This window comes from Streptomyces sp. NPDC042371 (assembly GCF_056437465.1).
Genome location: NZ_JBWKAP010000001.1, coordinates 1,121,342 through 1,133,400 on the forward strand (window position 1 = coordinate 1,121,342; position 12,059 = coordinate 1,133,400).

Genomic DNA, 12,059 nt, shown 5'->3' on the forward strand with positions numbered 1-12,059 from the left:
GCCAGCCAGCACTCACGGAAGACCCTGTTATGACTTGTGCTGAGCGCACCGTTTCCCGTCTGAGACCAGAGGAGTCGCCGTGGCGGAGCCGCAAGACAGCGAGCAACCAGCAGGGGTGTACGAGAAGGTTGTGACCCTAGGCCTTCGAAGCGACCTCGATCGCCTAGAAGCCGCTGGCTGGAAGGCCATCGACGCCGAGGTCAGCGAAGAGTCCTCGCCCCACGCGCTCGCTCGCTATCTCAGTACGGCCATCGAGCACCGGCTCAGTCAACTCCCCCACGACAAGCGAGTTGCCGCGGCCAATCAGCTCATGGAGACCTTGGAGTCGGTTGCACCAGACGTGGGCACCACGTCGGCAGCGGGTCTCATCTCCGATGGCCCCCGCCAACTCCTCGCCCTCGCCGAGCAGGAAGCCGCAGGCGTCTACAGCCTTCGCCCGCTGACTCCGCTCTCCGAGACGGCACTCATCACCAACTCGCCTGAAGACCCCAGCCTCGGAGCAGAGCTTCGGGCCGAGCTAGCAACCGCTGATCGCATTGACCTGCTCTGCGCCTTCGTGAAGTGGTACGGCATCCGCGTCCTTGAAGACTCCTTGCGGGCCGCAGCCGAGCGTGGCGTTCCGATCCGTGTGATAACGACGACGTACATCGGTGCCACCGACCGCACTGCGCTCGACCGTCTCGTCCGGGACTTCGGCGCCGAAGTGAAGGTCAATTATGAGATCCGCTCGACACGCCTACACGCTAAGGCCTGGCTCTTCCGACGCAACACCGGCTTCGACACGGCATACGTAGGCAGCTCAAACCTCTCCAAGGCCGCGCTACTGGATGGGCTGGAGTGGAACGTACGCCTCTCAGCGATCGCCACACCGGCCGTACTGAACAAGTTCGAGGCGACCTTCGATGCGTACTGGAACGACATCGCCTTCGAAACCTACGCCCCCGACCGCGACGGCGCACGACTCGACATCGCCCTGCGTCAAGCTGGTGGAACCGGACGCGGCGAGGACATGCAGATCAATCTGTCTGGCCTTGAAGTGCGCCCGTATCCACACCAGCAAGACATGCTTGAACGCCTCCAAATCGAGAGGGAGTTGAGAGGCAGACACGAAAATCTACTGGTCGCCGCCACCGGCACCGGCAAGACCGTGATGGCCGCCCTCGACTACCGAAATCTACGCAAGAAGTCGGACGGCAAGCTCCCTCGCCTCCTGTTCATCGCACACCGCCAGGAGATCCTGCGACAGTCACTGCGCACATATCGTGAGGTGCTGGACGATGCTTCCTTCGGTGAACTCCTCTTCAGTGGCGAGCAGCCCAGCGACTGGAAGCATGTCTTCGCTAGCGTTCAGTCACTCAAGGCCGACCGTCTGGAGAAGCTCGATCCTGAGCAATTCGACGTAATCGTCATTGATGAGTTCCACCATGCGGCAGCAGACACGTACGAACGAATCATCAAGCACTTCAAGCCGGGACAGCTACTCGGCCTTACCGCGACGCCCGAGAGGGCGGACGGACGCAATGTTCAAGACCTCTATTTCGAGGGGCGCATTGCCGCCGAGATGCGCCTATGGGAAGCACTGGAGAATGATCTCCTGTGCCCCTTCCACTACTTCGGAGTGCCAGATGGCACCGACCTAACCCAGCTCAACTGGTCGTCTGGCACCTACGATGTGAACCAACTCGGGAATCTATACACCGGAGATGACGCTCGGGCCCGCATCGTCATCAAGCAGGTGCAAGACAAGGTATCCGACCCGTCCTCCATGCGCGCCCTCGGCTTCTGCGTCAACAGGAAGCATGCGTACTTTATGGCGCGGGTCTTCCGCGAGGCGGGGTTCCAGGCCGTTGCCCTCGATAGCGAGTCACGTACCGAGGAACGCAAGGCTGCACTTGACCAGCTCCGCAAGGGTGAGATCCAAGTGATCTTCTCAGTGGACCTGTTCAATGAGGGACTAGATATCCCTGATGTCGATACGCTGCTCCTGTTGCGCCCCACCAATAGCGCCACGGTATTCCTCCAGCAGCTGGGGCGCGGGCTGCGCCGCACGGAAACGAAGCCAGTTCTCACCGTCCTCGACTTCATTGGCCAGCACCGCAAGGAGTTCCGGTTCGAGGAGCAGTTCCGCGCCCTAACTAACCTCTCCCGTAATCGCCTTCTGGAGCATGCGGAACACGGCTTCCCTCAGCTACCTTCCGGCTGTCAGATCATTCTGGAGGGGAAGTCGAAGGACCTTGTGGTCGAGAACATTCGCACTCAGATCAAAGCGAACATTCAGATCCTCGCCAGAGAGGCCAGGGACTACGCAGCACCGGAGTTGAAGGATTACCTGAAGGAGAGTCGCCGCGAGATCAAGGAGCTGTACAAGAACAGCAACTCTTGGTCGACAGTCCTCCGCCGCGCTGGCCTCCTCGACGAAGCCCTGCAACCTGGTGAGGAAGATCTACTCAAGCGCGTCCACGCCTTCCTGCACGTAGACGACCCGGAGCGCGCACAGACGTACCTTCGGCTGCTCTCCGACGACGCCCCTCACTACGCCGAGTTGAGCCCGCGTGAACAGGGCTACGCACGGATGTTGTTCTTCAACCTGTGGGACAAGGCCGGTGGCTTCTCCAGCTACGGTGACGGGCTCAGTTCCTTGCGCAGCCAGAGCGCTTTTCGTAGCGAACTCAGCCAGGTCATTGAGTACGTGATCGGCACGGCCGACCACTTTCCGATCAGCCCAGAAGGTACACACGCAGATCTGCCGTTGAAGATCCACAGCGCCTACAACCGATCCGAGGTGCTTGCAGCCCTCGGCATCGCGAAGCTCGGCGGACAGATGCCCGGCGCCTTCGCTCAGGGTGTGGTCTGGGCGCCTGAGTACGAGTCGGACACGCTGCTGATCACGCTGGAGAAGAACGAGAAGGACTTCTCCCCGACGGTCCGCTACAAGGACTACGCGCTCAGCCCGAAGGTCTTCCACTGGGAGTCACAGAGCACCACGTCTGAGCACTCACCCACCGGGCTTCGCTACCAGCAACATGCAGAGCGCGGCAGCCACGTCCTCCTGTTCATGCGCCGCTACAAGGACACCGACATCGGCAAGTCACAGCCCTGGATGTTCTTGGGTCCTGCGACGTACCGGACCCACAAGGGCAGTAAGCCGATGGCCATCGAGTGGGAGCTCCAGTACGAACTCCCAGCCGATGTCTTCACCTACTCCAAGGTCGCACCCTCGTAGGGCTGAGTGAAGCCAGAGCTGCCCCCGGCCTCACTGCCAGTCATGCGACCTCGATCTCGGCCTCAAAGCGTGTCTGCGCGCAGTCGAGGGCGTCATCCGGGTCATGACCGTGGGCGTGCAGCCAATGGAGGATGTCGGCGATCACTTCGATCGCCGACATCCGGCCCGCCATGGCTGGCAACAGGCCTGCCCCTTCGCCCCGTTCGGGATGCTTCCTCGCCGCCCATCCATACAGACCGAGGATGGACTCGGCGCGTGTCACGCGCGGTCCATCAGTGTGTCCGTACGGCGAGCTCAGGTTTGTCCTCAGTTCGCACCAGGTCACTTTCTGGTCTGCCTGTAGTTGGACACCCCACCGGTCCGCCACCGCATCTACCAAGGCCAGCCCGCGTCCTGCCTCCGACTCTCTGAGCTGCGGCATCCTCTGCGTGCCCGAAAGGAGGGTTGGCAGGGCCTTGGTGTCCGGGTCATGGACCTCGATGCGCAGATAGGCATCCTTCACGGCCACTGCCAGACGGGTCGGCGTACCGATGCCCACGTGTGTGACCACGTTGGTCACCAACTCGGTCACGCACAGCTGCGCTGCATCCACCAGCGCGTGCAGCCCCCAAACTCCCAGATGCAGGCGGAGCAGCCGACGCAACGCCGCCACTTCCTCCGGCTCTGCGAGGAAGGCGAGCTCCCACGGCTTGCGCTGCATGCAATTCTCCTGAATCACGTACATCTCCTCTCCGTCGAGGATCACGCGCTCACAGCAACGCAACTGCCCTCGTCACCAGGCTTGTTGCACGATCGGTAGCGCGTCTGCGTGCTCACAGCGTGGCTTGCACGCATCCCGGGATGCAATGTGCACGGCGAGAATCACGCGATGGAGTGATTGGCAAGCATGCCTCTCGCCATGAAGACTGTGGCGGGCTAACGAGGAGGTGCCGGAATGGCAGGATCCCCAACAGCGCGGCGTCGGCGGCTATCCATCGAGCTGAAGAAGCTGCGTGAGTCAAATGAGGTGACGTGCGCACAAGTTGGGGCTGCCCTCGACTGGAGCGGATCCAAGGTGAACCGCATGGAAACCGGTCACGGCCGCGTTCAGACGTCCGACGTTGATGCCCTGTGCCGGTTCTACGAAACCAGTGACGAGATAAGGGAGTTCCTTAAGTCACTCGCCAAGCAGGCCCGGACGAAGGGCTGGTGGCAGCAGCACGCCGGAGGCATCCCCGAGTGGTTCAACATCTACATCGGCCTCGAGCAGGAAGCCTCGTCCTTCCGCCAGTACCAGGTTGAAATGATCCCGGGCCTTCTACAGATCCCTGAATACGTCCGAGAGATGTACACCTACAGTCACGGGATCTCGGAGGAGAACGTCGCGCGGGCAGTTCAGGTGCGCTTGGAGCGCCAGAGCCTCCTGAGAAACAGAGACGCACCCGATGCCTGGTTCGTCATCCACGAGGCAGCACTGCGGAACATCATTGGCGAACGTTCCGTGATGCGCATGCAGTTGGATCATCTAGTGGACGACATGAAGTTGCCCTCGGTCACCGTGCAGATCCTCCCCTTCGGCTCCGGCATCTACCCGATGACCGGCCCCTTCACCATGCTGGGCTTCCCAGATCCCGAGGATCCGGACATCGTCTACCGCGATGGCATCACGGATGCGGTTTACCTGGAGGGGGAGCATCATGTGCGGCAGTACACCCGCGCCTTCGACGACCTGCGCGCGGTCGCATTGAGCCCCGTGCAGTCGTCCCAGCTGATCAAGTCGATCCTGAAGGAATACACACGATGAGCACCGGCGTCACTCCCCCGCGCCTCCCAACCGACCTCGTCTGGTCCACGTCCTCATACAGCAATAACGCAGGCGGCGAATGCGTAGAGTGCGCCCGCACTCTTGAGACCGTCTACGTCCGGGACTCCAAGCGAGGCCCCGACGGTCCTACCGTCGCCGTGCGCCGCGATGCCTGGTCCCGCTTCATCGCGGCCCGTACCGGCGGCAGGTGACACGAGCCTAGGCAGGCGTGACGGCTGTCCCGTTATGCGCATCCGGTACCACTCTGACCGCTCCTGAGACCGTCGGCGTAATCTCGGCTACGGATCCGCAGGCACAACTGTGGATGACCCATCGCCTACGTCGGGAGTCCTCATGGCCCGCATCTCCACCGCCCCCATAGCCGCCGCCGGGCTCATCGGTGGATACGCCACCGCCCGCTTCACGAAGAAGCGCCCCCTCGGCGGGGTCGTGCTCGGTGCGGCCGGAGTCGTGGCCGCTCGGCAGTGGCGGGAGGCTGCTGGTGGGAAGACCGCGGCCGCGCTCACCGCGGCCTACGTCGCCGGGTTCGCCGGGTCGCATCCGCTGGCCAAGAAGGTGGGCGCCTGGCCCGCCGTTCTCGGTGTCGCCGGTGGCGTCGGGCTTGCCTCCTGGGTGCTCGCCGACCGGCGCGGGTAGCGGGCAGGGAGGGTAACTACCGGGGCGGCGCGGTCACTTCGTGTCCCGCGCCACCCTCCTCGCCGCCACCGCCACCATCAGCGCCCCCGCCCCGAAGAGCAGCGTGAAGGACGCCCACGCCAGGGGCCATGCCTGCGCGTCCTGCGTGGGATGCGTGTTGAACGAGACGTACATCAGCGTCGCGGGCGGGGCCGCCACCACCAGCAGCGTCCATACCGGGCGGTCCCTTATGCCGAAGTAGGCCGCCAGGGCCACGAGTGAGACGGCCAGGAGCGTGACGCCCGTTGCCGTCACCGGCGTCGTCTCGTGGAGAGAGCCCGCCGTTTCGGGGCGGTTGCGCAGGTCCCAGGGGAGGCAGGCCACGTACGCCGTGGCCGCGAGGGCCGCGCCCAGGAGGCGGGTCGCGTACCTCGGCAGCCGTGCCGTCTTCGGCAGAGGCCGCAGCGTGAATAGGGGCTGAGCAGGCCGGGTCGGGCGAGTGAGCGGCATCCTGGTCATGGGGTCGACCGTGCCCTCCCGGACACGGGGTGCGACAGAGTACGCGTACTCATTCGGTGGGCGGTCGGTTGTTCGGGAGGCCTGTCCCCCTGAACGTTCTTCTGTACGCGCCCGGCGATACCCCTACCCCCGTCACAAAGTGCTGCCTCAGCGACGCCCCCGTGCCGAAGCCCGTCTCCGTCGCGATGCGGTCGACCGTGTGGTCCGTGGATTCGAGGAGTTCCCGGGCCCGGTCCACCCTGCGCTGCGTCAGCCACTGCATCGGCGTCAGGCCCGTCTCCTCGCGGAAGCGGCGGCTGAACGTCCGCACGCTCATCGACTCCACCCCCGCGAGCTCCGCCAGGGTCAACGGGTCCGCCAGGCACTTCACGGCGTGGGCACGGGACCTGCCGGTCGAGGTCAGCCCCGCGTCCACCAGCGGGCGCTGGATGTACTGCGCCTGGCCGCCCTCCCGGTGCGGGGGAATCACCGTGCGGCGGGCCACCTCCGCGGCCACCACCGCGCCGTGGTCCTCGCGGATCATGTGCAGGCAGAGGTCGATGCCCGCCGCCTCGCCCGCCGAGGTGAGCACCTCGCCCTCGTCCACGTACAGGACGTCCGGGTCCACCGTGACCTGGGGAAACGTCCGTGCCATGTGGTCAGCCGACATCCAGTGCGTCGTCGCCCTGCGGCCGTCCAGGAGCCCCGCCGCCGCCAGGACGAAGGAGCCGGTGCAGATCGACGCCACCCGGCCACCGGCGGCCAGCGCACCCGCCACCTCCGCGTCGAGCCCTCCCGGCTCCAGGGCCTCGTCGCTCTCGTGCGACGCCGGGACGATCACCGTGTCCGCCGCCGCGACCACGTCGAGGCCGTGCTCGGCGAAGACCGGGAAGTCCGCGCTCGTGCGGATCATGCCGGGGCGGGGCGCGCAGGTGCGTACGGAGTAGAGGAGGTCTCCCTCGGCCGACCGCGCCGTGCCGAGGAGTTGGTGCACCAGGCCCAGTTCCATCGGCAGCACGCCGTCCCTGATCAGGACCGCGACCTCGTGGGGCGCCGCCGGTACCACCGGGCGCCCGGCTGTTCCCTGTCCGACTGTTCCCTCTCCGCCCGCATCCGCATCTACGTCCGCATCCGCATCCGCATTCATGGCCAGATTCTTGCACCCTATGGCCATCCGGCCAGTCGTCGTGGCCCGTCCCGTCCACTCAGGCTCGTACGCATGGAGATCAGCACCGAGACCAGTAGCAAGAAGCGCGCCTGGGCCGTCGCCGCCGGAGCCGCCCTCGCCATCGTCGTCGCCGGGGCGTTCAGCACGCTCGCCGGGCTGCTCGTCGGGCCCCTGCACGACGATCTGGGCTGGTCACGCTCGTCCGTCGGGCTCGGGGCGCTCGTCAACATGGTCGTGTACGGGGCGACCGCGCCGTTCGCGGCGGCTCTGATGGACCGGCTCGGGATGCGGCTCGTGGCGGCGGGGGCGCTGCTGCTCGTGGGGACCGGCGCCGCGCTCACCACGACCATGACCTCACCGTGGCAGTTCGTTCTGTACTGGGGCGTACTCGTCGGGCTCGGCACCGGCGCCACCGCCACCACCTTCGCCGCCACCGTCAGCGAACGCTGGTTCACCGCGCGGCGCGGCCTCATCACCGGACTGCTCACGGCGGCGAGCGTGGTCGGACAGTTCGCCTTCCTGCCCGTCATGTCGTGGATCATCGATGCGTACGAGTGGCGCGTCGCCGCCTATGTGCTCGCCGGGGCCGCCACGCTGGCCCTCCCGGTGGTCTGGGCCTCCGTACGCAACCCCGAAGCCATGGCGTCGGCCCCGCGGTCGGCGGCCGCCCTCCCCGTACTCGGCCGCGCGGCCCGCACCGCCCCCTTCTGGCTGCTCGTCGGCACCTTCGCGGTCTGCGGTGCCTCGACCAACGGCGTGATGTGGACGCACTTCGCGCCCGCCGCGCACGACCACGGCATGCCGGTGACCGCCGCCGCCTCGCTGCTCTCGGTCATCGGGCTCTGCAACGTCGCGGGGACGGTGGGGTCGGGGTGGGCCACCGACCGGTTCGACCCCCGGCGGCTGCTCAGCGCGTACTACGCCCTGCGCGGGCTCACCCTCTTCGCGCTGCCGCTGCTCCTGACGGCCACGGTGGACGTGCCGCTCGTCGCGTTCGCCGTGCTGTTCGGGCTGCTCGACGTGGCGACGGTGCCGCCGACCGTCGCCCTGTGCCGCACGCACTTCGGCGCCGACGCCCCCGTCGTCTTCGGGTGGGTCAGCGCCGGGCATCAAGTGGGGGCCGGGGCGGTGGCGTTCGCCGGGGGTGTGACACGGGACGCGTTCGGGGCGTACGACGTCATGTGGGTGGGGGTCGGCGTGCTGTGCGCCGCGGCCTCGCTGACCGTCCTCACCGTGCGGGGCACGCGGGGCACGCAGGGCACGCAGGGAGACGTGGGCGCAGGTGGCCCGATAGGCGTACGTGGCGGGGCGGACGTACCAGCCCGGTAGGCGTACGTGGCGGGGCGGACGTACGTGGTGGGGCAGGCGGGCGCTCGGCCCTTACCGCTCCACCGAGGACAGCGGCTTCGCGATGTCCTCCAGGGACCGACGCTCCGCGTTGACCGCGAGCGCCGCCGCCACCAGACCCGCCGCGCACATCAGGCCCGCGCCGATCTGGAAGGCCAGGACCGTGTCGCCGACCACGCCCGACTCCGTCAGGTCGGCGAAGATCAGGGGGCCGCTGATGCCGCCCGCCGCCGTGCCGATGGCGTAGAAGAAGGCGATGGCCATGGCGCGTGTCTCCATCGGGAAGATCTCCGACACCGTCAGATACGCGCTGCTCGCGCCCGCCGACGCGAAGAACAGGACCACGCACCAGCAGGCCGTGAGCGTCGTCGCGCTCAGCGAGCCGCGGCCGAAGAGCCAGGCCGTGGCGAAGAGCAGGATGCCGGAGAGGAGGTACGTCGACGAGATCATGATCCGGCGGCCGACCGTGTCGAAGAGCTTGCCGAGGAAGAGCGGGCCGAGGAAGTTTCCGGCGGCGATGACGGCGAAGTAGTAGCCCGTGCTGCCGGACGGGACGTCGAAGAACGTGGTCAGGATGGCGCCGAAGCCGAAGGTGATCGCGTTGTAGAGGAACGCCTGGCCGATGAAGAGGGACAGGCCGAGCGCCGAGCGCTTGGGGTACTCGCGGAAGACCGTCCTGGCGATGAGCCCGAAGCCGATGCTCTTGCGCTGGTGGATGGTGATCTCGCGGTCGGGCGGCGGCAGGCGTTCGCCCTTCTCCTCCTCGATCTCCCGCTCCACCGACGAGACGAGCCGCGCCGCCTCCTCCCCGTGGCCGTGGATGAACTGCCAGCGCGGGCTCTCGGGGACGTGGCGGCGTACGAGCAGGATCACCAGGCCGAGGACGACGCCCAGGGCGAAGGTGAGCCGCCAGCCCAGGTCCTTGGGGAAGATGCTCGTGTTGAGCATGAGGACCGAGAGCAGCGAGCCGCCGATCGCGCCCAGCCAGTAGCTGCCGTTGATGATCAGATCGACGCGGCCGCGGTACTTGGACGGGATGAGCTCGTCGATCGCCGAGTTGATGGCCGCGTACTCCCCGCCGATGCCGAAGCCCGTCAGGAAGCGGAAGAGGAAGAACCACCAGGCGTCGAAGGAGAGCGCCGTGAGGGCGGTGGCGCCGAGGTAGACCGCGAGGGTGACCATGAAGAGCTTCTTGCGGCCGTACTTGTCGGTGAGCCGACCGAAGAAGAGCGCCCCGGCGCACGCCCCCGCCACGTAGAGGGCCGCCGCCACGCCGGTGACCTGGGCGGAGGTGATCGTCAGGCCGCTGCCGTCCTCGGAGAGGCGGCTCGCGATGTTGCCGACGGTGGTGACCTCCAGGCCGTCCAGGATCCAGACCGTGCCGAGACCGATCACGATCATCCAGTGCCAGCGGGACCAGGGCAGCCGGTCCAGGCGGGCGGGGACTGCCGTGGTGACGGTGGTGCCTGGCTCCTGGGCGGATGTGGGGGACGGCTGGGGCGGCTGGGACGGCTGGGGCGGCGTGGTCATGGCGGGCGGCTCCTTCCGCTGCGGCCACGTCGCCGACCCGCACTCCCGCACGGCACGAGCGACGGCTCCCCCGACGCCGAGGGGCCCCTCCAGAGTGCCCAGCGAACGTACTCTCACGCACGCTGGGCCGGGCCTCCCCCGAGGCGCAGGGGGCGCCCGGAGAGCGATGCGTGTCTACGCCCCCAGCAGCCGCGACACCGTATAGATCGCCAGCCCCGCCAGGGAGCCCACCACCGTGCCGTTGATCCGGATGAACTGCAGGTCACGGCCGATGTGTGCCTCGATCTTCTTCGACGTGTGCTCCGCGTCCCAGCCCGCCACGGTGTCGGTGATGAGGGAGGTGATCTCGTCGCGGTACGTCGTCACCACGTACACCGCCGCGCCCTCCACCCAGCCGTCGACCTTCTGCTGGAGCCGCCCGTCCGTCGCCATCCGTGCGCCGAGCGAGAGGAGCGAGGCCCGCACGCGCAGGCGCAGCTCGCTGCGCTCGTCCTCGGCGGCGGCCACGATCATGGCGCGCACGGCCGACCAGGCGGAGGCGATGAGGTCCTGGACCTCGTCGCGCCCGAGCACCTCACGCTTCAGCCGCTCCACGCGCTCCCGCGTGTCCGAGTCGGACTGCAGGTCGGCGGCGAAGTCTGCGAGGAAGCGGTCGACGGCGCCCCGCGCGGGGTGCTCCGGCATGTCCCGCATCTCGGTGACGAAGCGGAGCAGTTCCTTGTAGACCCGCTCGCCGACCCTCTTGTCGACGAACCGCGGGGTCCAGCCGGGCACCCCGCCCTGCACCGCGTCCATCACCGAGTCGGCGTGCTCCACGAGCCAGTCGTGCGCCCGTACGCACACCAGGTCGACGACGCGCTTGTGGCCGCCGTCCGCCACGACCTTCTCCAGCATCTTGCCCATGCCGGGGGCGATCTCCTGGGCGTCGGCGCGGCGCGTGATGGCCTCGCCCACGACGGCCTGCACGTCCGAGTCGCGCAGGACGGTGAGGGCGCCGCGCAGGGCCGTGGCGAGCTCGGCGGTCACCCGGTCGGCGTGCGCGGGCTCGGCGAGCCAGGCACCGAGGCGGCCACCGATGCCCACGGCGTGCAGGCGGCCTCGTACGACATCGGCTGAGAGGAAGTTCTCCCCGACGAAGTCGCCGAGTGACGCCCCCAGTTGGTCCTTCTTGTTCGGGATGATCGCCGTGTGCGGGATGGGCAGGCCCAGGGGGTGGCGGAAGAGCGCGGTGACCGCGAACCAGTCGGCGAGCGCGCCGACCATGCCTGCCTCGGCGGCGGCGGCCACGTAACCCGCCCAGGGGCCCGCGCCGGAGTTCTGCGCCCACTTCGCCAGTACGTAGACGACGGCGACGAAGACGAGGAGGCCGGTCGCCGTGATCTTCATGCGGCGGACGCCGCGGCGCTTCTCCTCGTCGGCGGGGCTGTACGTGAAGCCGCCGGGGGTGGGGGTGGCGGGGGTGGCCCCCTCCGTGGCGGGGGCGGCCCCCTCCGTGGCGGGGGCGGCCCTTTCCGTGGCGGGGGCGGCCCTTTCCGTGGCCGACGTGTTCCCGACCACGCCCCTTAGGCCATTCGTGGAGCCGCCCGCCCCGAAGGCGGTGCCGTCAGCTTCGGTCGGGGTGCGGCTTGGAGTGCCGTCCCCGTGGGCATGCTGCTCGCCGTGCGCCTTGGCCGATTCCTCCGCATTTGTGCGATCCACTCACTCCACCTGGCCCGTTCGCATCGTCCTCGTCCGCACTGTTCCCCTGTCCTGTGTCCCGATTGTCCCCACGGCCTGTGTTCTACGCCCCTTCCTGACCGACTCCTGGAACGGACGACAAGTTCCCGGCGTCTCATTGGACGGAGGGGGGCAGTGTCGGCCGCCTCACGGCCCAT

General features: G+C 67.5%; 10 protein-coding genes. 5 read left to right on the forward strand and 5 right to left on the reverse strand.

What is annotated here, in order from left to right; genetic code table 11:
- The first annotated feature begins 79 nt into the window (after window positions 1–79).
- Window positions 80–3,223, forward strand: a complete 3,144-nt coding sequence (locus AC068B_RS04935; RefSeq protein ID WP_478669021.1) for a DEAD/DEAH box helicase — start codon at window positions 80–82, stop codon at window positions 3,221–3,223.
- A gap of 40 nt (window positions 3,224–3,263) precedes the next feature.
- Here the strand turns inward: AC068B_RS04935 and AC068B_RS04940 are convergent, their stop codons facing one another.
- Window positions 3,264–3,923, reverse strand: a complete 660-nt coding sequence (locus AC068B_RS04940; RefSeq protein ID WP_478669263.1) for an ATP-binding protein — start codon at window positions 3,921–3,923, stop codon at window positions 3,264–3,266.
- A 234-nt stretch (window positions 3,924–4,157) separates the two neighbouring features.
- On the opposite strand from AC068B_RS04940, the gene AC068B_RS04945 reads away from it, so the two are divergent.
- The 3 genes from AC068B_RS04945 to AC068B_RS04955 all read left to right on the forward strand — a co-directional run bounded on the left by AC068B_RS04945 (window position 4,158) and on the right by AC068B_RS04955 (window position 5,663).
- The gene (locus AC068B_RS04945; RefSeq protein ID WP_478669023.1) at window positions 4,158–5,006 is read left to right on the forward strand and encodes a helix-turn-helix domain-containing protein; all 849 of its coding nucleotides are present in this window, start codon (window positions 4,158–4,160) and stop codon (window positions 5,004–5,006) included.
- Window positions 5,003–5,218, forward strand: a complete 216-nt coding sequence (locus AC068B_RS04950; protein ID WP_478669024.1) for a DUF397 domain-containing protein — start codon at window positions 5,003–5,005, stop codon at window positions 5,216–5,218. The genes AC068B_RS04945 and AC068B_RS04950 overlap by 4 nt, the downstream gene beginning before the upstream one ends.
- Before the next feature lie 142 nt (window positions 5,219–5,360).
- Entirely contained in the window at window positions 5,361–5,663 is a 303-nt protein-coding gene (locus tag AC068B_RS04955; RefSeq protein ID WP_478669026.1) for a hypothetical protein, read from the forward strand.
- A 33-nt stretch (window positions 5,664–5,696) separates the two neighbouring features.
- Here AC068B_RS04955 and AC068B_RS04960 read toward each other — a convergent pair whose 3' ends face one another.
- Window positions 5,697–6,161, reverse strand: a complete 465-nt coding sequence (locus AC068B_RS04960; protein WP_478669027.1) for a hypothetical protein — start codon at window positions 6,159–6,161, stop codon at window positions 5,697–5,699.
- Between the two features lie 49 nt (window positions 6,162–6,210).
- Window positions 6,211–7,149: a GlxA family transcriptional regulator gene (locus AC068B_RS04965; protein WP_478669265.1), complete on the reverse strand. Its 939-nt coding sequence runs from the start codon at window positions 7,147–7,149 to the stop codon at window positions 6,211–6,213.
- 210 nt (window positions 7,150–7,359) lie between these two features.
- On the opposite strand from AC068B_RS04965, the gene AC068B_RS04970 reads away from it, so the two are divergent.
- Window positions 7,360–8,637 (forward strand): MFS transporter, encoded by a 1,278-nt coding sequence (locus AC068B_RS04970; RefSeq protein ID WP_478669028.1) that lies wholly within the window; start codon window positions 7,360–7,362, stop codon window positions 8,635–8,637.
- Window positions 8,638–8,688: 51 nt separating this feature from the next.
- Here the strand turns inward: AC068B_RS04970 and AC068B_RS04975 are convergent, their stop codons facing one another.
- Complete coding sequence (locus tag AC068B_RS04975; protein WP_478669029.1) at window positions 8,689–10,185, reverse strand: MFS transporter; 1,497 nt, start codon at window positions 10,183–10,185, stop codon at window positions 8,689–8,691.
- Between the two features lie 174 nt (window positions 10,186–10,359).
- Window positions 10,360–11,742 carry a DUF445 domain-containing protein gene (locus AC068B_RS04980; protein WP_478669267.1) on the reverse strand — a complete coding sequence of 461 codons (1,383 nt, stop codon included), beginning with the start codon at window positions 11,740–11,742 and terminating at the stop codon, window positions 10,360–10,362.
- Window positions 11,743–12,059 lie beyond the last annotated feature (317 nt).